Annotated in this window: 22 protein-coding genes and 1 tRNA gene; 7 read left to right on the forward strand and 16 right to left on the reverse strand. The window is 70.9% G+C overall.

Translation table 11 applies throughout. The annotated features are described in order from the left end of the window. Positions 1–19: 19 nt before the first annotated feature. The 4 genes from AB0N78_RS11360 to AB0N78_RS11375 form a co-directional block, all read right to left on the reverse strand. Positions 20–1,051, reverse strand: coding sequence for a hypothetical protein (locus AB0N78_RS11360; protein ID WP_363389998.1), 1,032 nt, complete (start codon positions 1,049–1,051; stop codon positions 20–22). Between the two features lie 35 nt (positions 1,052–1,086). After that, positions 1,087–1,626, reverse strand: coding sequence for a signal peptidase I (locus AB0N78_RS11365; RefSeq protein WP_363390000.1), 540 nt, complete (start codon positions 1,624–1,626; stop codon positions 1,087–1,089). Between the two features lie 46 nt (positions 1,627–1,672). Beyond that, a complete protein-coding gene (locus tag AB0N78_RS11370; protein WP_363390003.1) occupies positions 1,673–2,107 on the reverse strand; it encodes a hypothetical protein in 435 nt (144 codons plus the stop codon). 203 nt (positions 2,108–2,310) lie between these two features. Then, positions 2,311–3,456, reverse strand: coding sequence for an ATP-binding protein (locus AB0N78_RS11375; protein WP_363390006.1), 1,146 nt, complete (start codon positions 3,454–3,456; stop codon positions 2,311–2,313). A gap of 75 nt (positions 3,457–3,531) precedes the next feature. On the opposite strand from AB0N78_RS11375, the gene AB0N78_RS11380 reads away from it, so the two are divergent. Further along, entirely contained in the window at positions 3,532–4,200 is a 669-nt protein-coding gene (locus AB0N78_RS11380) for a response regulator transcription factor (protein WP_363390009.1), read from the forward strand. A gap of 133 nt (positions 4,201–4,333) precedes the next feature. Here AB0N78_RS11380 and AB0N78_RS11385 read toward each other — a convergent pair whose 3' ends face one another. Then, complete coding sequence (locus tag AB0N78_RS11385; RefSeq protein WP_363390012.1) at positions 4,334–4,873, reverse strand: alpha/beta fold hydrolase; 540 nt, start codon at positions 4,871–4,873, stop codon at positions 4,334–4,336. 40 nt (positions 4,874–4,913) lie between these two features. After that, positions 4,914–5,336: a DUF2000 domain-containing protein gene (locus tag AB0N78_RS11390; RefSeq protein WP_363390015.1), complete on the reverse strand. Its 423-nt coding sequence runs from the start codon at positions 5,334–5,336 to the stop codon at positions 4,914–4,916. Between the two features lie 98 nt (positions 5,337–5,434). Between AB0N78_RS11390 and AB0N78_RS11395 the strand changes: the two genes are divergently transcribed. Beyond that, positions 5,435–5,902: an Lrp/AsnC family transcriptional regulator gene (locus tag AB0N78_RS11395; protein ID WP_363390018.1), complete on the forward strand. Its 468-nt coding sequence runs from the start codon at positions 5,435–5,437 to the stop codon at positions 5,900–5,902. Positions 5,903–5,906: 4 nt separating this feature from the next. Here the strand turns inward: AB0N78_RS11395 and AB0N78_RS11400 are convergent. The 7 genes from AB0N78_RS11400 to AB0N78_RS11430 all read right to left on the reverse strand — a co-directional run bounded on the left by AB0N78_RS11400 (position 5,907) and on the right by AB0N78_RS11430 (position 13,347). Continuing rightward, positions 5,907–5,980, reverse strand: a tRNA-Thr gene (locus AB0N78_RS11400). A gap of 26 nt (positions 5,981–6,006) precedes the next feature. Next, positions 6,007–6,675: a GTP pyrophosphokinase family protein gene (locus AB0N78_RS11405; protein WP_363391425.1), complete on the reverse strand. Its 669-nt coding sequence runs from the start codon at positions 6,673–6,675 to the stop codon at positions 6,007–6,009. A 107-nt stretch (positions 6,676–6,782) separates the two neighbouring features. Further along, entirely contained in the window at positions 6,783–8,075 is a 1,293-nt protein-coding gene (locus AB0N78_RS11410; RefSeq protein ID WP_363390021.1) for an MFS transporter, read from the reverse strand. Between the two features lie 65 nt (positions 8,076–8,140). Further along, on the reverse strand, positions 8,141–8,989 hold the full coding sequence (locus tag AB0N78_RS11415; protein ID WP_363390023.1) for a thioredoxin domain-containing protein: 849 nt from the start codon (positions 8,987–8,989) through the stop codon (positions 8,141–8,143). A 44-nt stretch (positions 8,990–9,033) separates the two neighbouring features. Further along, positions 9,034–9,564, reverse strand: coding sequence for a hypothetical protein (locus AB0N78_RS11420; protein ID WP_363390026.1), 531 nt, complete (start codon positions 9,562–9,564; stop codon positions 9,034–9,036). Positions 9,565–9,634: 70 nt separating this feature from the next. Then, positions 9,635–11,377, reverse strand: coding sequence for a DUF222 domain-containing protein (locus tag AB0N78_RS11425; RefSeq protein WP_363390028.1), 1,743 nt, complete (start codon positions 11,375–11,377; stop codon positions 9,635–9,637). A gap of 38 nt (positions 11,378–11,415) precedes the next feature. Beyond that, complete coding sequence (locus AB0N78_RS11430; RefSeq protein ID WP_363390030.1) at positions 11,416–13,347, reverse strand: protein kinase; 1,932 nt, start codon at positions 13,345–13,347, stop codon at positions 11,416–11,418. Between the two features lie 142 nt (positions 13,348–13,489). On the opposite strand from AB0N78_RS11430, the gene AB0N78_RS11435 reads away from it, so the two are divergent. The 5 genes from AB0N78_RS11435 (at position 13,490) to AB0N78_RS11455 (ending at position 19,739) form a co-directional block, all read left to right on the forward strand. Further along, positions 13,490–14,926: a trehalose-6-phosphate synthase gene (locus tag AB0N78_RS11435; protein ID WP_363390032.1), complete on the forward strand. Its 1,437-nt coding sequence runs from the start codon at positions 13,490–13,492 to the stop codon at positions 14,924–14,926. Then, entirely contained in the window at positions 14,919–15,695 is a 777-nt protein-coding gene (gene otsB / locus AB0N78_RS11440; RefSeq protein WP_363390035.1) for a trehalose-phosphatase, read from the forward strand. The genes AB0N78_RS11435 and otsB overlap by 8 nt, the downstream gene beginning before the upstream one ends. 2 nt (positions 15,696–15,697) lie before the next feature. Further along, positions 15,698–17,107: a PQQ-binding-like beta-propeller repeat protein gene (locus AB0N78_RS11445; RefSeq protein WP_363390037.1), complete on the forward strand. Its 1,410-nt coding sequence runs from the start codon at positions 15,698–15,700 to the stop codon at positions 17,105–17,107. Positions 17,108–17,271: 164 nt separating this feature from the next. After that, on the forward strand, positions 17,272–18,396 hold the full coding sequence (gene ugpC / locus AB0N78_RS11450) for a sn-glycerol-3-phosphate ABC transporter ATP-binding protein UgpC (protein WP_363390039.1): 1,125 nt from the start codon (positions 17,272–17,274) through the stop codon (positions 18,394–18,396). Positions 18,397–18,479: 83 nt separating this feature from the next. Beyond that, on the forward strand, positions 18,480–19,739 hold the full coding sequence (locus AB0N78_RS11455; RefSeq protein ID WP_363390041.1) for a DUF4032 domain-containing protein: 1,260 nt from the start codon (positions 18,480–18,482) through the stop codon (positions 19,737–19,739). A gap of 4 nt (positions 19,740–19,743) precedes the next feature. Here AB0N78_RS11455 and AB0N78_RS11460 read toward each other — a convergent pair whose 3' ends face one another. Genes AB0N78_RS11460 through cysS form a run of 3 tightly spaced genes read right to left on the reverse strand, consistent with a single transcriptional unit; the run spans position 19,744 to position 22,971 of the window. Continuing rightward, positions 19,744–20,541: an SDR family NAD(P)-dependent oxidoreductase gene (locus AB0N78_RS11460; RefSeq protein WP_363390043.1), complete on the reverse strand. Its 798-nt coding sequence runs from the start codon at positions 20,539–20,541 to the stop codon at positions 19,744–19,746. 34 nt (positions 20,542–20,575) lie between these two features. Beyond that, positions 20,576–21,532, reverse strand: a complete 957-nt coding sequence (gene rlmB / locus AB0N78_RS11465) for a 23S rRNA (guanosine(2251)-2'-O)-methyltransferase RlmB (protein ID WP_363390046.1) — start codon at positions 21,530–21,532, stop codon at positions 20,576–20,578. Then, the gene (cysS, locus tag AB0N78_RS11470; RefSeq protein WP_363390049.1) at positions 21,532–22,971 is read right to left on the reverse strand and encodes a cysteine--tRNA ligase; all 1,440 of its coding nucleotides are present in this window, start codon (positions 22,969–22,971) and stop codon (positions 21,532–21,534) included. The genes rlmB and cysS overlap by 1 nt, the downstream gene beginning before the upstream one ends. Between the last annotated feature and the right edge of the window lie 19 nt (positions 22,972–22,990).

The following is a 22,990-nucleotide window of genomic DNA, read 5'->3' on the forward strand; positions in this document are numbered from 1 at the left end:
ACAGATTCACTCCGGCGGCTCAGGGTTGGACGCACACCTGCACACTGCGGGGCGCATCGTCCCGGATGCCCCAGGTGTCCCAGGCGGTGGGTGTCACCCGGTACACCGTGCCGCTGCGCTGGGCCAGGGTGTAGTTGCCGGGGGCGCTGAACCGGGCGTTCGTGGTGCTCACCCCGCGGGCGGTGAGGTAGTCGAGCAGCGGGCGCAGGTCGATGTCCGCCCGCCACCCGGCGTAGAACTGCGGAGTACCGCTCACCCGCACCGTCGTGCTCATGCAGGCATAGGTCACCGCGCCGGACACCGGGCCGGTGCTCTGGGAGTAGGTCAGTGCGGCGTCGTACTGCGGGGCTGGCAGACCGTAGTGACACACGGTGACCGTGATGCTCTGCCCGGCGGACAGGGTGGTGAAGCCGGGTCGACCACCGATGGACAACACACCGCCGGACGGTGCACCGAGCACCTGCCCGTACCAGGGGCTGTGCACCTGGAACCCGTCGGCGTTGGTGACCCCGTTGAAGGGGCGCTGGTCCAGGTGCAGGTCGACCCGCCAGGTGGTGCCGACCGCACCGGAGACCTGCACGGTGAAACACGCCTGGGTGCCGGAGGAGGAGATCTGCGACCAGGTCAGCCCGGTGAAGGTGGTGCCGGGTCCGGGGGTGACCGGTCCGGTGGGCGCGGTGGCTGGTGCGATCCAGCTCACCGGAACCGCCCACCCGTTCAGCACCAGCGCAACCCCGGCGACCTGGGCGGTGGCATCACCGGGCACGGGGAGCGTGACGGTGCCAGCGTTGGCAGTGCCGGTGGTGTCCGCCGTCGTGGTCGGCGTCCCGTCCGTGCCGTAGAGCCGCAAGGCCAGGGACGCCCCGGCGCAGGCGGCGGGCATACCGGTGAGGACCACCGTGGTGGCGGTGCCCGCAGTCGCGCTGAGCGTGCTGGTGGTGCAGGGTGCCGCGGAGCTGAGCAGATGGCCCGGGCTGCGCAGATCGAGTCGGGCCGCCGACGCGGTGTGGAGCCCAAGGACGACGATCACGGCGATCAGGGCGACCAGCACGGCGGCTGCTGTCCCATGGGCCGGGGTCCGCGCCCTCACGGTGCCGGCTCCAGCACCGGGTTGGCAGCGTCAGCGGTCACCGGGATCTGGGGCTCGGGTCTGCCCGGCCACAGCAGGACTCCCCCGGCGATCACCAGCAGCGAGGCCCAGGCCCACGGGTCGAGCAGAATCGACGCCACTCGCCCCAGACCGGGCACATGCACCCGGGCGACGCCGAGCACATCCGCCTGAGTCGGCCGCCACGGGTCGTCGAAGTCGTTGTTGTCCCCGCGGATCGCCCAGCCCTCGGCGGCTGAACCCCCGATCACCCGGTGGATGATCCGACCCTCGTCCACCCCGGGCGGGGTGTAGACCACCACATCGCCGACCTCGGGTGCGCCACAGCGGCTGACCACAAGATCGCCGGTGCGGTAGGTCGGCTCCATCGAGTGCCCGGAGACAATGGTGAGCGTGGTGCAGCCGCCCAGCGTGGTGGGCCAGCCGAACCAGACCAGGACGCCGACTAGCGCGCCGGTGAGCAGCCAGCCGGTGGCCGACCGCAGGCGCGCCGAACGGGGGTGACGCGTCGGCGCCACCCCCGTTCCCGCGGCCCGTCGGCCGAGCCAGGTCATCGGAGAGGGATCAGCCCGCGATGACGACGGCGACGCCCTTGACGTCGGCGGCCTTGACCGAGGCGGTCACCGGGACGGTCACCGTGCCGCCGCCTGCCGGGACGGTGGCGGTCAGGGTGCCCAGCGAGGTCGCGGTGGCGGCCGGGTCGTTGTCCAGCAGGTCGATGGTGATGGCCTGACCGGCGCATGCGGTGGCGACGCCAGACAGGGTGACACCGGTGACCGCGTAGCCCTTGGCCACGCTGGAGAAGGTGTCGGCGAACTTCACCGCGACACCGTCGGTATCGCAGGACGCCACCACGGTGGTGCCCGCGCCCAACGCGCCGGAGGTCAGGTTGAGCTGGGCGGCGGAGGCCAGACCCAGACCGGTGATGCCGAGCGCGGCAACGGTGAAGGCGATCACCTTGCGGCGGGTGGTGCGACGGGGTGCGACGGTTGCGGACATGAGCGGCTGACCTTCCAGGTCGATGAGAGGGGTGCCGCGGCAGACACGACATCGTCCGGGGCGCGGGAAATCTAGAGCCGCAGATCAGGCACCGGAACACCCCGATTGGGTGGTACCACCCACCCCCCTCGTCGGGTGACGCACTTTCACCCTGGCGGAGTGGGACAAACCGGACATCACCCCGGGTATCCCCCGGTTTCGGGTCACCCGTTCAGTCGCAGCGACTCCACCGGCACCCGGGCGACCACCTGGGTCCCATCACCCGGCACCGACGACAGCCGCAACTCGCCCCCGGCCAGACGGAGCCGGTCCGCCAGCCGCGCAGTCCCGGATGCTGGCCCCGGACGATCACCGAAGCCCACCCCGTCGTCCCACACCGACACCTGCACCGCCCCAGCGTCTCGGGACAATCGCACCTCGATCAGCTCGGCCCGACCATGGCGCAGCGCATTGCTCACCGCCTCCTCGACCACCCGCACCGCCAACAGGCGCTCCCCTTGGGACAACTGAGGGGCCGCCGGGTCGTCCAACGTCCGCACCTCCGGCGCCACCCCGAGCCGGGTGTTCACCGAGGTCGGAATACGCGCCAGCAGCGCGCGGATCGCCGGGACCATGCCGACCTCCAACTGGTCCGGATAGAGCATCCGGCTGGTGGCACGGATGTCCGCCTCGCGGACCGTCTCGAGCTCGGCACGCAGCTCGGCCAGCATGTCCAGATCCGCTGGCTCCACCGACCCACGCCCCAGCCTTTCGGCGAGCCGGTCAAGCCGGGCCACCGCCAACACCAGCCGCTGCTGGACGCTGCCGTGCAGCCCTTCGGCCACCTCGCGCCGCACCCGGACCTCCTCGTGTTGCAGCGCCGCGAGCGCCAACTCGATCTGCACCTGCCCGCGGGCGGCGTGCTCGATCTGCGCCCGCAGCCGTCGTCGACCGCGCATCGTGGTGAAGCCGATCGCACTGGCGATCCAGGCCACCGCCGCCGCACTCATCAGATCGATGGCCAATGCCCGCAGATGGTCGGCGTCGTACACCCCGAACAGCACCTGCAACCCCGCCCGGCACAGTCCGGCCAGCAACCCGGCTGCCATCACCCAGGTCACCAATCGCCAACTGCCGCGGGCCGGGAGCTCCGTGCCCCGCCATCCCAACAGCGCCAGCATCGCCACGACCGCACCCAGATTCGCGGCGATGCGGGCCCCGACCGGCACCCCGGCGCCCTCCGCGAGGGCGCTGTAGACATAGGCGGTCTGCGCGGCGGCCCCTACCGAGAACACGGCCATCACCGACCCCGTGGTGAACAGCAGCGCCCACCGGTCCGCCCGGTCGGCGTCCTGGGGTCCGAGCCTCATCCTCACCATCCGTGATCGTGCGATGTCCGCGCGTCGCTGCACGTGAACGATCGAAGCCGACGATACTGGGAGAACATGACCGAAATCGCCCCGCACGCCATCCGAGTGGCCATCGTCGAGGATCAGCCACTGTTCCGCTCCATGCTGGAACTCACCCTGGGCTCCGCCCCCGGGGTCCGGGTCGTCGCCTCGGTGGGCACCGTCCGCGATGCGACCACCGTCCTGCGTCCGGGTGCCGTGGACGTCGCGGTGCTGGACATCGATCTCCCGGACGGCAACGGCATCGCCCTGGGGGTGACCGTGCGGCGCAGCCAGCCTCGGCTGGGCATCCTGTTGTTGTCCGCGCACGACGCGATGGATCTGCTGCTCGATCTGCCGTCGGATGTCGCCAGCGGGTGGAGCTACCTGTCCAAGACCACCTCCACCAGTGCGGACACGCTGATCCAGGCGATCCGGGCCGCCGCCGCCGGGCGTACCACCTTGGACCCGGTGCTTCTGGAACGGATGTCCCCACGGGCGGGCACCAGCGTCTCGCGGCTGACCGACCGGCAGTACGCGGTGCTCCGGCTGCTCGCCCAGGGCCTGTCCAACGCGGGGATCGGGGAGATGCTGCACATCACCGAGAAGTCGGTGCAGAACCACATCAACGGGATCTACGGCACCCTCGGCATCGACGCCGACCCAGCGCGCAACCCGCGGGTCACCGCCGCCCTGCGTCTGCTGGAAGAGACCGGCCGGAGCTGAACGTGGCGAGGCTCACAGCCTCCGCGTCCATCCCCGCCCGCTCCATCCTGTAAAGTAGGCATCGCCCTTGGTCGCCTGCCCCCTGCGCGGCCAAGGGCTTTTTCATGCCTACCGGGTTCATGCGGGTTCATGCCTACCGGGCGATGAGCCGGTCCAGCAGCGGGAACTCGTCGTAGGGCTGCCCGGCGTCGCCGAAGTGCCCGTCGTCCCGGACCACGAGCGTCCCGCCCACCCGGTCCCGGATCGCCATCCCCTGTCGCCAGTCGCAGCCGTAGGGGTCGGTCACCGAGTTGATCAGCACCAGGTCATCGACATGCGCGGCGATCCGCTCCCAGTCGTAGGACGCGCGCAGCACCGGCTCAGGCGAGGCATTCGGCGGCGTGGCATACCCGGCGACGAGCACCGCCTGCGGCACCCGCACCTCGATCGCCTCCAACACCGCCAGCAGCAGCGCAGCTCCGCCCGAGTGCCCGATCAGCACCGTGTCCGCGTCGATGGCCATCCGCTCCAGCGCACTCGGCAGGAACTCCGCCACCGGGGTCACGTTCAGCTCCGGGAAGTGCGGGCGCGACACGGTCCATCCGCGTGCCGCCAGTCGGTCCGCCAGCCACGGGTACCAGATCACATCCGGGTGGCCGCCGGTACCGTGCACGATCACCGCGCGGGTCGTCATGCGGCCCAGTGTGCGCCCCGGGTGCATCCGGCGGAAGGACTCACCGCAACAGCGGCAGCGACCCCGCCAACGACGACACTCGTGCGCGCGGCCCTGCGATTCCCAGCGCCACCAGCGCGAGCTCCGCCATCTCCTGCGCCGCCAGCCCTTCCAGGTACTCGTCGTACCCCCGCGCCGCCTGCGCTGCGGCGGTGAACGGCACAGTGAACAGCTCCGGTTCGATCAGAGCCCGTCGGTGCAGTTCCGTCAGCCCGGTGACGTCAGATTTCAGAATCGGCATCGCCATGCGTGTGATGCCCGGGACGTGCACCCCGTCGGCGGAACGGGCGTCCGCCCCGATCATGCCGGTGGTCCGCAGACCCAGGGTGGCCGCGACCACGGCGGCCGCGTTGGCAGCAAGTCCGGACGGCAGGGCACCGTCCACGACGATGGCGATCTTGTCCTGGGCCGGGTCGAGGTGCATGGCTGGCACCGTAACCCGGCGTTCGTCCGAGCCAGGTCGACAACGAACCTCATTCGAGGAGAGGGCACCTGTGCCGCATGTGATGCGACGATGACGCCATGTCACTCGATCTCGACGCCATCGATTCGGCCCTGGTCCGCACACTGCAGAGCGACGCCGGGATCAGCAACAAAGACTTGGCCGCCGCCACCGGCATCGCCCCCTCCACTGCCCTGGAGCGAGTACGCGGCCTGTTCCGGCGCGGGGTCCTGCGCCGTCGCACGGTCGAGGTCGACCTCCCGTCCCTCGGCCGAGGCCTCCAGGCGATGGTGTCCATCCGACTCCGCCCGCCCAATCGACAGGTGATCGAGGAGTTCACCCGGTTCCTCGCCGACCTGCCGGAGATCATCGCCCTGTTCACGTTGACCGGCAGCGAGGACTTTCTGCTGCACGTGGCCGTGCGGGATGTGGATCAGCTGAATGCCTTCATCCTGGACACCCTCACCGTGCGACGGGAGATCGCGGATGTGCGCACGTCCATCGTCTTCCAGTATCGGCGGCGGCCGGTGATCGAGCCGCTGCCCTGACCGGAGCCCCCTGCCGGATTCGAACCGGCGACCTACTGTTTACAAGACAGTTGCTCTGGCCAGCTGAGCTAAGGGGGCCTGCACCCGTGGGTGCGGTGCACAGCCTACCGAGGTGCGTCCAGTCCGTTGACCTCCGCCCGCAGCCGCGCCATCCGGTCATCCAGCTCGGCGGCGATCTGTGCGGTCTGGGTCAGCTCGTCCAGCAGGTGCCCGGGCACCTCACGGCCGTACTTGTAGTAGAGCTTGTGCTCGGTGCTCGCCCAGAAATCCATCGCGATGGTGCGCAGCTGGATCTCCACGTCGACGTGTTCGGTTCGGTCGGAGAGGAACACCGGCACCCGGACGATCATGTGCAGCGACCGGTACCCGTTGGGCTTGGGGTTGGCGATGTAGTCCTTGGTCTTCACCACCTCCAGGTCCGGCTGCTGGGCGAGCATGTCGCGCACCCAGTAGGCATCGGACACGAACGAGCAGGTGATCCGGATACCGGCAATGTCGTGGATCGAGGCGCGGATGGCCGGGATCGACAGGTCGCAGCCGGTGCGGACCACCTTCTGCATCAGCGACTCCATCGACTTCAGCCGGTGCCGCACGTGCTCGATCGGGCTGTAGTCGTGCGCTTCCTCGAATTCCTCACGCAGGATGCTGATCTTGGTCAGCACCTCGTCGATGCCGAATTTGTAGTACAGCCGGAACCGGACGAACTCCTGCTGCAATGCCCGCAGCGCCCCGAGCACATCGTCGGACTCCAGTGCGGTGCCGTCCGGCAGCATGTGCACGGCGCTCTCCCGCAGCAGCTCGACCAGATCGCGCTCGTCGTCGCCAAGGTCGCCGGCACCGGGCAGTTCGAGGCCTCTCATGCTCCCATTGTCCCCCGGTGTCAGGGCTGGGGGTCCCGGGCGTCGTAATGCCAGAACGAGCGCTGCAGCCGGACCGCGAGGGCGAGCAGCAGCACGCAGGCCAGTCCGCCCAGCAGCGCCGCACCGCCCTCACCGAGCCGGGTGGACACTGCGCCGAGCAGCAACTCCCCCAGCCGGGGCCCACCGGCGACCACCACGGTGAAGACGCCCTGCAAGCGTCCGCGCATCGCGTCGGGGGTGGCGGTCTGGAGGATCGTCTGCCGGAACACCGCACTGACCGCGTCGGAGGCTCCCGCGATGGCCAGGGTCAGCACCGCCAGACCGAGCGCCAGCCAGAGCACATGGTCCGGGCTGCCCCGACCGACCACCACCAGCACCGCACCGAAGGCGGCGATGGACAGCCCCCAGGCCGCGATGGCCCCGACGATGATCCGGCCCTGCCACCGCACCCGCGCCAGCCCACCGGAGAACAACCCCGCGACGATCCCACCCAGTGCGATCGCCGCGGTCAGCACACCGGTCGTGGTCTCGCCGCCGCCCAGGTAGATCAGCGCCACCGCCGGGAACAGCACCCGCGGCATCGAGGTGATCATCGCGATCAGGTCGACGATGAACGTCATCCGCACATTCGGGCGGGTGCCCAGGTACCGCAGCCCGTCGAGCACTGAGCCCAGTCCCGCACGCGCGCGGCGCGGACCAGCGGCCTCGTCGTGCTCGGGCGGCATGGCCGGCAGCTTCACCAACGCGACGATGGCGAAGGTGAACAGCACCGCGTCGATGGTGTACACGGGCCCGTAGTCAGCCACCGCCACCAGAGCGGCACCCAGCAGCGGGCCACCGGTCAGGGCCACATTCCAGCCGATGGTCTGCAGGGCATTCGCGGCGGGCATCAGGCGGGGTTCCAGCAGCCGCGGGATGATCGCCGACCGCGCCGGACTGTTGACCGCATTCGCCCCGGACTGCACCGCGGTCAACAGGTACAGCAAGCCGACGTGCCCGTTGCCCGCCCAGCCCTGCACCGCCAGCACCAGGGTCGCCGCCCAGCTGACCGCCGAGGCCACCAACGCGACGGTGCGCCGGTCGGCGTGGTCGACGATGGCACCGCCGTACAGCCCGAAGATCACCAGCGGGAACAGCGCGCACAGACCGACCAGCCCGACCGAGAAGGTGGAGCGGGTCAGCTCGTAGACCTGGAGCCCCACCGCAACCACGGTGAACTGCGTGCCCAGGTTGGCGATGGACAGGCCGAGCCAGAGGCGTCGGAACGCCGGACTGACGCGCAGCGGGGTGAGATCGACCAGGACGGAGGGCACCGCGGGAGTCTAGACAGCAGCGGACCGCGGCCCTGATCAGAGCCGCGGTCCGCTGGGGTGCTGGGTCAGCCCTTGGCCGCCTGGATCGCCTGGGTCAACGGCCCCGTGCTGTACAGGTCGCCCTGGAACTGCTCGCCGTCGATGGTCACGTACGGCGTGCCGACCTGACCGAGGTCGGTGCGCATCTGGTTGACGTTGGCCTGCAACCACGGGGCGAACGTCCGCCAGTCCTGGTTGCTGACCGTGGTGGTGAACTGGTCGATCACGTCATCCGGCACATCGACGCTGCGGGCCAGATCCGCGATCTGGCTGTCGGACAGGCCCTTGGAACCCTCCGCCGGCTGGTCCTCGAACAGGGCGGAGAAGAAGTCCGCGAACTGCTCAGGAGCCTGGTCCGCGACCACCGCCGCCGCGTTCCCTGCGCGAGTGGAGTACTCCGCGCCACGGGACTGCGCGTCGAGGAAGGACAGCAGGTGGTACTCGACGGTCACACCGCCCCCTGCCCGGAGCGCGGCGAGCTCGTCGGCGTTGGCCTGCTCGAACTGCCCACAGAAGGGGCACATGAAGTCGGTGTAGACGCTGACGACGACGTTCCCGTCCTCGGTCTCGCCGGCGACGCCCTCCTGCCCGACCGGGATACCACCGTTCTCACCGGCGGTGGACGGCGCGGTGGTGTCGGCCGGGGTGATGGTGTCGACGTCGGCGGCGGTGTAGGCGATTCCGGGCTGGTTGGACTGCATCCACAGCCACCCGCCGACACCGCCGAGGGCCAGGACGGCCACAACGACGGCGCTGATTGCCGCGATCTTGTTGCGCTGGTCCCGCTTGCGCTGGGCCTCACGCATCTTGCGGGCCTGTTCGCGCGCCTGGTCTCGGCGCTCGGCCTTGGACGGCCGGGGGGAGGTACTGGACATGGCTCTGCTTCCTGCTCTGCTGATGGGATGGTCGGGGCTAGGCCTCAGGCCATCGCGAGCGGGGGTCCACGCAGCGGGTGCCGGTTACCGGGCACCCCAGCGGGCATCGTGGTGCTGCGCGGTCCGACCAGCGCACACGCGCGCCCGACCAACCGAACCCTGAGGCGTCCCAGGGACCGCAGGTTCGGCAGCACCGCAGCCAGCAGGTCCACGGCGAGGGAGGTGGTGCGGCGCAGCAGCGCGACCAGTCCCACACCGACCGCGCCGAGGGCCGCGTGGGCGGCCACCATGGGAAGCGCCAGCGCGAACAGCAGCACCACCGTTTGCGGGACGCCCGGCAGCACGGCCATCGTCCCGGCCGGGCAGTCCGGCACCGTCTGCAACAACGTCAGCGCCTGACCCAGGTCGGCCAGCGGACCATCGATCGCCGCACACTGGTGGACGAGCACCCGGGCCAGCCCGAACCATCCGCCGCCCAGCAGGAGCAGCCCGGAGATCACGCCGATCAGTCCGGACGTACCGAAGCGCAGGCGCAGGGCGCGCGGCAGCGTTCGGATGCCATGGGCGGCTGACATGCCCTTCAGCCTACGGTCACAACCCGGGAGTTTCCTGGACGTCGAGCGCAATTCGCCCGGATCGCCCCACCTAGAACGGGATGGGATCGTCCTCGGTGACCAACCGGTGTGCACCGTCCTGGCCGGGCACGGAGACGTATTGGCGAGTGGGGCTGGTCCACACCATTTGCCCGGCGGAGGCCTGCTCGATCCGGTGCCCGGCATGGGTGCGCAGCAGATGGTCCCGACGGCACAGCGGGGCCAGATTGCCCACCGAGGTTGATCCGCCGACGCCGAAGGGCACGGTGTGGTCCAGGTCGCAGGCATCGGCGGGGACGGTGCACCCCGGACGGGCACAGGTCTGATCGCGGGCGATCACATGGTCGGCGATCCCCGGTGGTGGTCGGTAGCGGCGCCGCCCGACATCCAGCACGGTTCCGGCTAGGGGGTCGGTCACCAGGCGACGCCAGGTCCCTCCGGCGGCGAGTGCCCGAGCGGTGGCCGCGTCGATCGGTCCATGCCCGTCGAGTCGACCCGGCGCGTCATCCGCGCCGATCAGCGACGACAGCGGGACCGTCACCCGCACCTCGACCCGGGGAGCCCGCTGGGACGGTCCGGGATGCAGCCCACCGGAGGCCGCACCCTCGGGATGACCGCGCCCCTCCGCATCGACAGCCGCGCCGTGAGTGCAGGCGCGGACGCCGATCTGGTCGCCACCGACAGCCACATCGTCACACCCGTGATGCCCGGGCAGCAGCCGCGCCCAGTCAGGTCCGACCAGGACCGCATCCACCAACGCATCCGCCCGCAGCTGCGCGTGGGTCCGCTGATCGCCACCCCGCAGCAGCGCCCGGGCGGACGCGTCCAGTGCCCGGTCCAGCTGCGCCGCACGTTCAGCGGGCAGCACAGCCCAGATGCCCGCCAGCCCGTCGGCCAGTGCCTTCGGACGTGACACCCGTCGACTCTGCCGTGCGCGCTCCCGACGCCGCGCCCCTCCATCGGGGTCGACCCGCAACAGCGCTCGGTCGACATCCGCCGCCAACTGGGCCGGAGTCCGATCCGCAGCGCCCGGCAGCACAGCGACCTCGACCTCCGCCACCGTGAGCGCGTCCACCCCGGACAGCCGCTGGAACATCACCCGTGCCTTCGCCACGTCGATCCGTCCCGAGGCCAAGGCCTGGCCGGTGCCGAGCAACCACCGCTGATGGGCCAGGCCCTCATCCACCAGCGCCTGTGCGGACCGGCGTCCGATGTTCAACCGCAGCGACAGCTCGTCGGCGGCGATATTCGGTCGGGCGATCGGCCCGATGTGCTCCGGCCAGACCGGGTTCATCTCCGGCCGCTCCGCCAACTCGGCAGCGACCCGGGTGCTCACCGCATGCGCCCAGGCTTGCAACCGTCGCGCCGCAGCGGCCACCGCGGGAAGGTCCGTGACGTCGAGCAGCGTCAGATCAAGGTTGCCGAGCAGCGCCGCCAGCGCCGGGCCGTTCTCCGCCGCCAGGACGTCCGCGACCTGTCCCACCGGGTCCATCGTCGGATCGGCGGCAGTCTGTTCGGCCACCACCCGCTCCAACAGCGCGGGCTCTTCCACCCACCGCGGCGGCACCTCGTCCCACATCACGGCCTCGGTCAGACCATCCTCTGAGGCCTCTCCCCACACCGCGGACTCGACCGCCGCGTAGAGCCGCGCCTCGCCCCCCGCGGCCACCTCCGGAAAGCTCTCTCGGTCGAGTCGGCTCAGCTCACCGCCGACGCCCCACTCGTCCGTGAGCACCCGCGCCACCGACCGCACGGGGAGCGCCCGTGGGTGATGTTCGCGCAGGTCAAGTGCCATGAAACGACGCTACCCGCCACCACTGACACTCCCCCGGTCTAGCTCCCCGGCACCGGTGGTCGACCGAAGGGCGCGAAGTCCACCCCGCCGCCCTGGCTCAACGACCACACCGCGAGCGCCACCGCCCCGAGCGCCAGCACCACCACCACCGCCGCCCCCCACCGTCCGGGCGCGACGGCACGCAGCGCGCAGCGGGCACCCTCACGTGTCGTCCAGGACATCGGCCCCCACCACAGCGCGACCGACCCGACCACCGCGGTCACGGCGAGCAGCCCGGCCTCCACCAGCGGATCGGGGTCCGCACCCTCATGGATCAGCCACCAGCCCACACCCCCGACGACCAGCACCAGCGCCGCCGACAGCAGCAGTGCGGGCAGCAGGGACACCAGCGATCGCAGCAGATGCCAGGGCGAGGCGAGCACCGCGCGGACCCCCTCCGACCGCCGCACCCCCACGCGCTCGCGTCGACGCAGGGTCGAGGCGACCAGCGACCCGACGGTCCGCGCGATCAGCAGCAGCGGCAGCAGGACCAGCACAGTCAGGCCGGGCCGGACCGCAGCCCCGGCCACGGTGAGCAGGCCGAGCGCGAGCAGGGATCCAATCCGGCGTGGCGCGCGCGGTGGCGCGGGCGCAGGCTGCTCGGGCCAGCCCGGCAGACCATCCTGCGCAGGGGCGACCCACCCGCCGCCGGGACCGTATGCCGGGGAGGCCTCGGCGGCCGGACCCTGCGCGGGGTACACCTCCGTGACCGGACCCTGAATCGGGTAGGCCCGGGTCGACGGCCCCTGCACGGGGTACACCTCCGTCGCGGGCCCCTGAGCCGGGTAGGCCTGGGCCGGGCGCTCCTGGGCCGGGTAAGCCTGAGTCGCAGGCCCCTGGGTCGGGTAAGCCTGAGTCGCGGCCCCCTGGGTCGGGTGAGCCTGAGCCGGGTATGCCTGCGTCACGTCCCCGCCGGTCACCGATCCCGGATCACCAGCCGCACGATCCCCCGGTCCGCCAGCCGAGACCGCCGGATAAGCCTCGGTCGCAGCAGCACCCGCACCGACACCCGCCGCCGCGCCCTCAACACCCACCTCGCGCGTCCGCCGCTGCGCCACGCCCCCCGGCAGCACCGAGGTCGGCGCACTCGGCGTCACCGTCGCCGCCGGGTCGAATGCCTCCCCGCGCCGCTCCGCCTCAGCCAGTGCCGCCACCACCTCCGCGGGGGTCGCCCGGTCGGACGGTTCCGGAGCCAACGCGTCCCAGAGTGCCCCCGAGGTGATCGGTCCAAGCCCGCGCAGGTCAGCGTCGCCCTCACGGGTCCGGGCCAGCACCGCCTCCAACGGTCGCACACCAAAGGGCGCCCGCCCGGTCGCAGCGAACACCAGCAGCGCCGCCCACCCCCACCAGTCAGTCTCCGGGGTGGGCTCGGCACCACCGATCAGCTCCGGTGCCAGGTAGCCCGGTGTGCCCACCACGAATCCGGCCGAGGTCAGTCGGGTCTCGTCCACCGACTGTGCGACACCGAAGTCGATCAGCACCGGCCCGTCCGGGCCCATCACCACATTGGAGGGTTTGAGGTCGCGGTGGACCACCCCGGCATCGTGCACCGCCCCCAACGCCTGTGCCAGCCGGTCGGCCAGTCGGTGCAGCGCGGCGGCGTCCAGCGGGCCGCGGGCGCGCACCAACTCGCTGAGGTCCCGCCCTGGGATCAGCTCGGTGACCAGGAACGCCTCGGTGGAGTCGGCCTCGGCGTCCAGCACCGCGGCCACCCCGGGGTCGCGCAACCGCTGCAACGCGGCGACCTCCCGGCGCAGCCGCTCCCGCGCGGCGGGGTCCGCGCCGATGTGTGGGTGCAGCAGCTTGAGCGCCACGGTGGTGCCGCCGCCGTCAACCGCGCGGTACACCGTGCCCATGCCGCCGGAGCCGAGTGGCGCGAGAATGGTGTACCCGCCGATCTCGGCGCCCGGTGCCAGGCCCACGCGCTCCATGCACGGCACCGTAATCGGCCGGGGTCCTCACCCCCGTGAGGGCACGCGGACCACGCACAGGGTCCGCACAATCCCCACGGTCCCAGGGCAGATCGCCGCAGGTCACGTTAGGGTCAGGCCGAGCCCAAGGAGCTGAGAAATCGTGGCATCTGCTGGTTATGACCTGGTGATCGTGGCGAACCGCCTTCCGGTGGACGTCAGCCTGGACGACAACGGCGAACCGAGCTGGACCCGCTCCCCCGGTGGCCTGGTCACCGCGCTGGAGCCCGTAGTCCAGAAGTCCGACGCCGGAGCCTGGGTGGGCTGGGGCGGGTCGGCCGATCTGGAGCTGGAGCCCTTCGATGCCGACGGTATGCGGCTGGTGCCGGTCGCACTGTCCGAGGACGACCTCAACCAGTACTACGAGGGTTTCTCCAATGACACCCTGTGGCCGCTGTACCACGACGTCATCCAGCCCCCGACCTTCCACCGGCAGTGGTGGGACGCCTATCAGCGGGTGAATCGCCGGTTCGCCGATGCCGCCGCCGCGCAGGCCGCCCCCGGTGCGACGGTCTGGGTGCACGACTACCAGTTGCAGTTGGTGCCCAAGTATCTGCGTGAACAGCGCCCGGACATCCGGATCGGCTACTTCCACCACATCCCGTTCCCCCCGCTGGAGATCTTCGTCCAGCTGCCCTGGCGCAAGCAGGTGGTGGAAGGGCTGCTCGGCGCGGACCTGATCGGGTTCCAGCGCGGCGGGGATGCGGCCAACTTTGTCCGGGCGGTGCGCCGGATCACCGAGCACACCACCCGCGGCCAGATGATCACGTTGACCGGGGCCGACGGTCGGGTGGAACGGCATGTGCGCGCCGCGGCCTTCCCGATCTCCATCGACTCGCACGCCTTCGACACCCTGGCCCGCACCCCGGAGGTGCAGCAGCGCGCCCGGGAGATCCGCACCGAGCTGGGCGACCCGAAGGTGCTGCTGCTCGGTGTCGACCGGTTGGACTACACCAAGGGCATCCGGCACCGGATCAAGGCCTACGGCGAGCTGCTCGCGGATGGCCGGTTGAGCGTGGAGGACGCCACCCTGGTGCAGGTCGCCTCGCCGAGCCGGGAGAACGTCGGCGCGTACCAGCAGCTGCGCGATGACGTGGAGGTGCTGGTCGGCCGGATCAACGGCGACTACTCCGAGTTCGGCCACCCAGCCATCCAGTACATGCACCACTCCTACCCGATGGAGGAGATGGCCGCGCTGTACCTGGCCGCCGACGTCATGCTGGTCACTGCCCTGCGGGACGGGATGAACCTCGTCGCCAAGGAGTACATCGCAGCCCGCTCCGACGACCGCGGCGCCCTGGTGCTCAGCGAGTTCACTGGTGCCGCAGATGAGCTCGGCGGGGCAGCGATCCTGGTCAATCCCCATGACATCAGCGGGTTGAAGAATGCGATCATGCACGCCGTGAACATCGACCCCCGGGAAGCCCGCAAACGGATGCGCCGACTGCGCCGCCGGGTGCTGGAGAACGACGTGGCCAACTGGTCGGCGTCCTTCCTGTCCGTGCTGACCGCGGTCCCGGTGCGGAACTCCCATGTCTGACCTGCTCGACGCCGCCTGGTCCCGGATCGTCGGGCAGCCGCCGTTGTTGGTGGCGCTGGACTTTGACGGGACGCTGGCCCCGTTGCAGGACGACCCGGAGCAGTCGCGGATGTCCGAGGCCGCCGCGGGTGCGCTGGCCACGCTGGTCACCCGTCCGGATCGGGTGCGGGTGGCGCTGGTTTCCGGTCGGGCGCTGGGCGACCTGTACCGCCTGGCCGCGCCGCCGGTCGGAACGGTGCTGATCGGATCGCACGGCGCGGAACGCGCACTGGTCGCCGAGCACGGGTTGGACCGGCAGGACATCCGCCTCACCCCGGAGCAGGCCGACACCCTGGACGCCCTGGGCAGCCGGATGCAGTCGGTGGCCCGCGGCCGGGACGGGGTGTGGGTGGAGACCAAACCCGCCGCCGTCGTCGTGCACACCCGCCTGGCCGAGGAGTCAGTGCGGGCGCAGGCCGAGGCGGAGGCGCTGACCATCGGGCACGAGCTCGGCTCGGCGGTGCTGCACGGCAAGAACGTGGTCGAGGTGTCGGTGCTCACCGCTGACAAGGGCAGCGCGGTGACCTCCCTGCGGATGGAGCTCGGTGCCGGGGCGGTGCTCTACGCCGGGGACGACGTGACTGACGAGCATGCCTTCGCCGCTCTGGGCCCGGAGGACATCGGGGTGAAAGTCGGCGAGGGGCGGACCGTCGCCGCGCACCGGGTGGCCGGCACCGACGCGATGACCGCCCTGCTGGTGGCGCTGACCGACCGGGTGTCCCGGGAGTAGCCGTGGCACGCGGGGGCATGGACGAGGTCGAGCTGATCGAGGACGACGGCACCACGGTCGCCCCCGCATCGACACCCGACCGCCCGCCCCGCGACCGACGACCTGGCAGCGGTCGCCTCGCCCGACGCTGGTGGCCGGTGCCCGTGGTGCTGGTCGCTGCCGTGGTCCTCGCCGATCTGGGCACCGGCTCCGCTGAGGAGCGTGCCGCCCTGCACGCCCAGAGTCTGCCCACCGTGGCCCGACCGATCGGCCCTGACCTCCGGATCGAGGAGGTCGACCCCCGCCTGACCCCGTGGGGCGGTGAGCTGATCGATGGTGTGCTGGTGCTGACCACCTGGGACGAGGCGGGCCATCCGCTGGTCACCGGCAGTTCCCCGGACACCGGCGACGAGCTCTGGCGCACGCAGCTGGTCACCGCCCCGGATAGCGAGAGCGCGTACACCAGCGCCAGCTCCGCCGACTGTTGGGCCGAGGGCGCGCACCTGGTCTGCTGGTCGGCGGTGACGCGGTACGACTTCACTGGTCCGGTCGGCATGGATCAGGTGCATCTGACCCGGATCGACCTGCACACCGGTGACCTGCTCGACGACCGGACCCTGCCGCCGGACACCACGGTGACCGGGGCGGACGGGCTGCGGTTCACCGCCACCGGTGCGGACGGCCCGATCACGCTCGCCGCCACCCGCCCGGGCGGATCGAGGCTCTGGGACGTGACCCTGGAACCACCTGGTCCCGCCCGCGGCGGCTTCTCCGACCAGCTGGTGATCGAGGTCTCCGACGGTGGACTGCGGGTGGCGGCACCGAGCGGGAGTTGGGCGGTCGACCGGGCGGACGGGCAGGTGCTGGTTGCCGGTGCGCTGGTCGGAGAATCGCGCCGGGGTCGGTTCGTGGCCCAGGACGCCGACGGTCTGTGGGTGTCCTCGACCGAGGGACCGGTGTCGCTGGGCGCGCGGGCCCCGGTGTTGTTCAGCGCCGATGACGGGTCGATGCCGCACCTCGAGTTCGTCTCCGGCCAGGGCACCGGGAACCTGGTCGCCGTCGACGCCACCACCGGTCAGGAGGAGTGGAGCACCCAGTCCGGATTCGTCGACCAGCTGAGCCTGGTACTGATCGACGGGGTGCTGGTCGGTGTGGTGCCCGGGGGCCTGCGCGCGCTGGACGCCTCCTCCGGTCGGGAACGCTGGTCGGTGCAGCTGTCCACGGACCAGACCTGGTCGCTGCGCCCGGTCACCGACGGTCGCCAGGTTCTGGTCCTGGCGCAGCAGGACGGCGACCCGGTGGTGGTCGCCCTGGACCTGCGATCCGGCGTCCGCATGTGGTCTGCTCCGGTGCCGAATGACTCCCAGCAGCTCGAGGTCCACGACCACCGGATCTTCCTCTACGGCGAGACCCGCACCTCGTGGTTGTCATGACCAGCATCCGTGGCCCACATCACACGATTCCTGTGGCAGGATGACCGGTGGAACGGGGGACCCCACCGTCGGTGGCGGCCCCTCGGCCCGTGTCAGCGAAGACACACACTGGCACTCTTCACTACGGATCGTCCGGCACGTACCTGCCGGTGAAGGGAACGACAATGGCTACGGTCACGTACGACAAGGCCACCCGGGTCTACCCGGGCACCGAGCGCCCCGCTGTGGACGCGCTCGACCTGCACATCGAGGACGGCGAGTTCCTCGTCCTCGTGGGCCCCTCCGGCTGCGGTAAGTCCACCTCCCTGCGCATGCTCGCGGGCCTGGAGGACGTCAACGCCGGTCGCATCCTGATCGGTGACCGCGATGTCACCGACGTGCAGCCCAAGGACCGGGACATCGCGATGGTGTTCCAGAACTACGCGCTGTACCCGCACATGACCGTCGCGGACAACATGGGCTTCGCGCTCAAGATCGCCGGCACCCCGAAGGCGGAGATCCGCCAGCGGGTCGAGGAGGCCGCCAAGATCCTCGACCTGACCCAGTACCTGGACCGCAAGCCGAAGGCGCTCTCCGGTGGTCAGCGTCAGCGGGTGGCCATGGGTCGTGCGATCGTCCGCCAGCCGCAGGTGTTCTTGATGGACGAGCCGCTGTCCAACCTGGACGCGAAGCTGCGTGTGCAGACCCGTACCCAGATCGCCTCGTTGCAGCGCCGCCTGGGCGTCACCACGGTCTACGTCACCCACGACCAGACCGAGGCGCTCACCATGGGTGACCGCATCGCCGTGCTCAAGGACGGTCTGCTCCAGCAGGTCGGCACCCCGCGCGACATGTACGACACCCCGGCCAACGTGTTCGTGGCGGGCTTCATCGGCTCCCCGGCGATGAACATCGGCACCTTCAACATCGCCGACGGCATCGCCACCGTGGGCTCGGCGGGCATCGCGGTGCCGCGTGACGCGCTCGGCCAGCTCACCTCGGACGACAAGAACCAGATCACCATCGGGTTCCGCCCGGAGTCGCTGGACGTCGTCCCCGAGGGCACCCCGAACGCGATCCCGGTGACCGTGAACATCGTCGAGGAGCTCGGTTCGGACGCCTACGTCTACGGCGCACTGGCCGGTGACTCGGCCGCCGCCGAGGTGACCTCCGGTGCCGGTGACTCGCAGGTCATCGTCCGGGTCGGACCCCGTCAGGTCCCGGCCAAGGGCGAGACGATCTGGGTGACTATCCGTGCCGGCGAGCAGCACCTGTTCCACGCCGGTTCGGGCGCTCGCATCACCGCCTGACGCACGCACACAGCTCCACCCGAAGGGGCGGGCCGGCACTCGCCGACCCGCCCCTTCGGCCGTCGATGGGAGAATCCGTACCCATGGAACGCCCCCGCCTGCAGATCACCGCCGCCGCACCCGATCCGGCGCTGCTCGACCTGCCCTGGCACATCCCGCTGGCCGACTGGCCCACCGAGCAGCTAGCCGCCCTGCCCCGCGGTATCTCCCGGCACACGGTGCGCTTCGCTCGGCTGTCCGGCCGGGTGATCGCGATCAAGGAGATCGGCGAGACAGTGGCGTACCGGGAGTACGAGCTGCTGCGTCAGCTGAGCCGGCTGGACGTGCCCAGTGTGGAGCCGGTGGCGGTCATCTCCGGGCGGACCGATCCGGACGGTGAACCGTTGGAGCCGGTGCTGATCACCCAACACCTGCGGTTCTCCCTGCCCTACCGGTCGCTGTTCAGCCAGTCGCTGCGCCCGGACACCGCCACTCGCCTGATCGACGCGCTGGCGGTGCTGCTGGTCCGGCTGCACTTGGTCGGTTTCTACTGGGGAGACGTGTCGCTGTCCAACACGCTGTTCCGCCGGGACGCCGAGACCTTCGCTGCGTACCTGGTGGATGCGGAGACCGGTGACCTGCACGACAGCCTCACCGACGGACAGCGCAACTACGACCTGGAGGTCGCGCGGGTCAACATCATCGGCGAGCTGATGGACCTGCAGGCCGGCGAGTTCCTGGAGGACGAGGTCGACGCGGTGGCGATCGGCGACGCCCTGGCCGAGCGCTACCAGGAGCTGTGGGGCGCGTTGACCGAGGCGGAGTCCTTCCGGGTGGGCGACCGGTGGCGGGTGCAGGCCCGGATCGACCGGCTGAACGACCTGGGATTCGACGTCGGCGAGTTGGACATCACCACCGACCTGGACGGCACCACCGTGCGAATCCAGCCGAAGGTGGTCGACGCCGGACACCACTCGCGACGACTGATGCGGCTGACCGGTCTGGACGTGCAGGAGAACCAGGCTCGACGACTGCTCAACGATCTGGACGGCTACGCCGCCGCCACCGACCGGCAGAACGACGACGAGAACTTTGTGGCGCACGACTGGCTCAACGGGGTGTTCGAGCCCGCGGTGCGCGCGGTGCCCCGGGAACTGCGGCCCAAGCTGGAACCGGCGCAGATCTACCACGAGCTGCTCGACCACCGCTGGTTCCTGTCCGAGCAGCAGGGCCGGGACGTGCCGATGCCGGAGGCGGTGAAGTCCTACGTGAAGAACATCCTGCCGAATCGGCCGGATGAGGAGGCGATCCTCGGGATCTCCGCGGGGGATCTCCGGGAGGACGCCGACCCGTTGATCGGCTGAGGGGTCAGAGCCCGAGCAGTGCCTCGCTGCGCTGCCACAACCGCTCGGCCAGCTCCGGGTCGGACGCCTGGCGCGCGGTCCGGCCCGGCGTGTGGGTGCTGCCGTAGTACTCCCCGGACTGCCAGGCGGCGGTGTTCCGGATGAAGAACTCCAGCGTCGCCCCACCCGCGTCCGCGCTGATCAGCGACCGGTTCAGCACCGTGGTGTAGAGCCACCGCAGCGGGCTCGTGGTGTCGGAGGCGAAGCTGGTCGCCACATTGCCCGGGTGGAAGGCCACCGACCTGATCCCCCGCGCGTGCAGGCCCCTGGTGAACAGGATGTTCGCCAGCTTCGCGTTCCCGTAGGCCCGGGCCGGGCGGTAGTGCCGCCTACTGTCCACATCGTCGATGTCGAAGCGGCTGAACAGTCGGGCGGCAATGCTCGACGTGTTCACCACGGCACCGTCCTCGGCCAGCAACGGCCGCAGTAGCCGGGTGAGCAGGAACGGTGCCAGGTGGTTCACCTGGAAGGTCAGCTCCACCCCGTCGCCGGTGATCGTCGGACCGGAGAACAGCCCACCGGCGTTGTTGGCCAGGACGTCGATCCGGTCGTAGCGCGCGGCGATCCCGGCGGCCACCTCACGGACCTGGTCCAACTCGGTGAAGTCCGCGGTCAGTGCGGCGTCCGCACCCACCCGATCAGCGACCGCCCGGGTCTTGCCCGGACTGCGTCCGACCAGCACCACCCGGTGGTCCCGAGTCAGCCGTGCCGCCGCGGCCGCCCCGATCCCATCCGACCCTCCGGTCAGCACCACAGTCCGCATCCGGCGACTCTAGGCGAGAGTGCGGACGACGGCCTCAGAGTGCGCGCTGGCGGGCCACCTCATACAGCGCGATGCCCCCGGCGACCCCGGCGTTCAGCGACTCGACCTCGGAGGCGATGGGGATACCGGCGATGACGTCGCAGTGCTCGCTCACCAACCGGGACAGGCCCTTGCCCTCCGACCCGATCACCAGCACCAGCGGGTCGGTGGAGTACGGCATCTCCGCCACCGTGGTGGTCCCGCCGCCGTCCAGACCGACGATGAAGCAGCCCGCCTCGTGCAGGCGCTCCAGGGCGCGCACCAGGTTGGTGGCCCGGGCGACCGGCACCCGCGCGGCGGCCCCGGCGGAGACCTTCCACGCCGAGGCGGTGACCCCGGCGGAGCGCCGCTCGGGCACCAACACCCCGTGTGCGCCGAAGGCACCGGCGGAGCGCAGCACAGCACCCAGGTTGCGCGGGTCGGTGACGCCATCGAGGGCGACGATCAGCGGCGGGCGGTCACTGGCCGCGGCGATGTCGAGCAGGTCCTCGACGTCGGAGTAGTCATAGGGCGGCACCTGGATCGCGACGCCCTGGTGCACGGCACCGTCGGTCATCCGGTCCAGCTCCGGCTTGGTGACCTCCAGCAGCGGGTACCCGGCGTCGGCGGCGGTGCGCAGGATCTCCCGGGTGCGGTCGTCCGCCTCCAGGCGGGTGGCAATGTAGACCGTCGACACCGGGATACCGGCGCGCAGAGCCTCCACCACACTGTTGCGCCCGGTGACGATCTCGGTGGCGGCACCGCGACCCTTGCCGCTGGGGGTGCGGCGGGGAGTGGTCGCACGCTTCTGCGCCGCGGCCTTCTTCTTGTGCGCGACGTGGTAGGTGCGGTCCTCGGCCTTGGGGGTCGGGCCCTTGCCCTCAAGCCCGCGCCGACGCTGACCGCCGGAGCCGACGGTGGGCTTCTTACCGGACTTGCGGGTGGCGCCGCGGCGCTGGGAGTTGCCGGCCATCAGATGTCCTCGTCAGTCGTGCGGGCGGCGAGCGTCCAGCGCGCGCCGGTGGGTGAATCCTCGACGGCGATGCCCGCGGCAGTGAGCCGGTCCCGGATCGCGTCAGCGGAAGCCCAGTCCTTGGCCGCACGGGCGGCGGTCCGGGCGTCGAGTTCGGCCCGGACCAGAGCGTCCAGGGCGGTGGCGGTGCGGTCGTCGTCGGAGCGGGCACCCCACTGCGCACCGGCCGGGTCCAGGCCCAGCACGTCCAGCATGGCCCGCACCGCGACCAGTTCGGTCCGGGTGCCGGCGTCGTCGTTCCCGGCCAGGGCGGTGTTGCCCGCGCGCAGGTGCTCGTGCACCACCGCGAGCGCCGCCGGCACATTCAGGTCGTCGTCCAGCGCCGCGGCGAACTCGGCGGGCAGCTCGGCGGAGGCCAACTCCTCCGGCGACACGGTGCCCACCCGCTCGGTGGCGCGGTCCACGAATCCGGCCAGGCGGTCCCAGGTGGCCTCGGACTCGGCGAGGGTGTCCGTCGTCCATTCCAGCATCGAGCGGTACTGCACCGCGGTCAGGGCGTAGCGCAGCACCGCCGGGCGAACCGTCTCCAGCAGGGTGTGCACCAGCAGACCGTTGCCCAGCGACTTGCTCATCTTGGCCCCGGACTGGGTGACCCAGCCGTTGTGCAGCCAGTACCGGGCGAAGCCGTAGCCCGCCGCACGGGACTGCGCCTGCTCGTTCTCATGGTGCGGGAAGCGCAGATCGAGCCCGCCGCCGTGGATGTCGAAGGTGTCGCCCAGATAGCGCTGCGCCATCGCGGAGCACTCCAGGTGCCAGCCGGGACGTCCCCGACCGAACGGGGTGTCCCAGGAGGCGGTCTCCGGCTCCTCCGGCTTCGCGGACTTCCACAGCGCGAAGTCGTGCGGGTCGCGCTTGTCACTCTCCTGGGAGGCGGCAGCATCCGGTGCCATGTCGTCCAGGCGCTGACTGGTCAGCGAGCCGTACTCGGCCCAGGAACGCACATCGAAGTACACGTCCCCCTCGGCGGCGACATAGGCGTGACCGCGCTCGATCAGCCGCTCCATCAGGGCGACCATCGCGGGGACGTGACCGGTGGCGCGCGGCTCATAGGTCGGCGGCAGCACACCCAGCGCGTCATAGGCCTCGGTGAAGGCGCGCTCATTCTCCATCGCCCACGCCCACCAGGGACGACCGGCCTCGGCGGAGCGGCGCAGGATCTTGTCGTCGATGTCGGTGACGTTGCGGACCATCGTCACCTGGTGCCCGGTGCGGCGCAGCCAGCGGACCAGCACATCGAAGGCGACCACCGAGCGGACATGCCCGATGTGCGGCGGTGCCTGCACGGTGGCACCACACAGGTAGATGCCGACCTGACCCGGGACGACGGGGACGAAGTCACGCACCTCGCGGGTAGCGGTGTCGAACAGGCGCAGGCTCACTGCACCAGGCTACCGGCCC

This window comes from Cellulomonas sp. NPDC089187, from assembly GCF_040685135.1.
Lineage (GTDB): Bacteria > Actinomycetota > Actinomycetes > Actinomycetales > Cellulomonadaceae > Cellulomonas.

Excerpts from the sequence above, each read along its gene's own strand:
- AB0N78_RS11370 (WP_363390003.1), bottom strand. The coding sequence starts at position 2,107 with ATGTCCGCAACCGTCGCACCCCGTCGCACCACCCGCCGCAAGGTGATC.
- AB0N78_RS11375 (WP_363390006.1), bottom strand. The coding sequence starts at position 3,456 with ATGAGGCTCGGACCCCAGGACGCCGACCGGGCGGACCGGTGGGCGCTG.
- AB0N78_RS11380 (WP_363390009.1), top strand. The coding sequence starts at position 3,532 with ATGACCGAAATCGCCCCGCACGCCATCCGAGTGGCCATCGTCGAGGAT.
- AB0N78_RS11385 (WP_363390012.1), bottom strand. The coding sequence starts at position 4,873 with ATGACGACCCGCGCGGTGATCGTGCACGGTACCGGCGGCCACCCGGAT.
- AB0N78_RS11390 (WP_363390015.1), bottom strand. The coding sequence starts at position 5,336 with ATGCACCTCGACCCGGCCCAGGACAAGATCGCCATCGTCGTGGACGGT.
- AB0N78_RS11395 (WP_363390018.1), top strand. The coding sequence starts at position 5,435 with ATGTCACTCGATCTCGACGCCATCGATTCGGCCCTGGTCCGCACACTG.
- AB0N78_RS11405 (WP_363391425.1), bottom strand. The coding sequence starts at position 6,675 with ATGCTGCCGGACGGCACCGCACTGGAGTCCGACGATGTGCTCGGGGCG.
- AB0N78_RS11415 (WP_363390023.1), bottom strand. The coding sequence starts at position 8,989 with ATGTCCAGTACCTCCCCCCGGCCGTCCAAGGCCGAGCGCCGAGACCAG.
- AB0N78_RS11420 (WP_363390026.1), bottom strand. The coding sequence starts at position 9,564 with ATGTCAGCCGCCCATGGCATCCGAACGCTGCCGCGCGCCCTGCGCCTG.
- AB0N78_RS11425 (WP_363390028.1), bottom strand. The coding sequence starts at position 11,377 with ATGGCACTTGACCTGCGCGAACATCACCCACGGGCGCTCCCCGTGCGG.
- AB0N78_RS11430 (WP_363390030.1), bottom strand. The coding sequence starts at position 13,347 with ATGGAGCGCGTGGGCCTGGCACCGGGCGCCGAGATCGGCGGGTACACC.
- otsB (WP_363390035.1), top strand. The coding sequence starts at position 14,919 with ATGTCTGACCTGCTCGACGCCGCCTGGTCCCGGATCGTCGGGCAGCCG.
- ugpC (WP_363390039.1), top strand. The coding sequence starts at position 17,272 with ATGGCTACGGTCACGTACGACAAGGCCACCCGGGTCTACCCGGGCACC.
- AB0N78_RS11455 (WP_363390041.1), top strand. The coding sequence starts at position 18,480 with ATGGAACGCCCCCGCCTGCAGATCACCGCCGCCGCACCCGATCCGGCG.
- AB0N78_RS11460 (WP_363390043.1), bottom strand. The coding sequence starts at position 20,541 with ATGCGGACTGTGGTGCTGACCGGAGGGTCGGATGGGATCGGGGCGGCC.
- rlmB (WP_363390046.1), bottom strand. The coding sequence starts at position 21,532 with ATGGCCGGCAACTCCCAGCGCCGCGGCGCCACCCGCAAGTCCGGTAAG.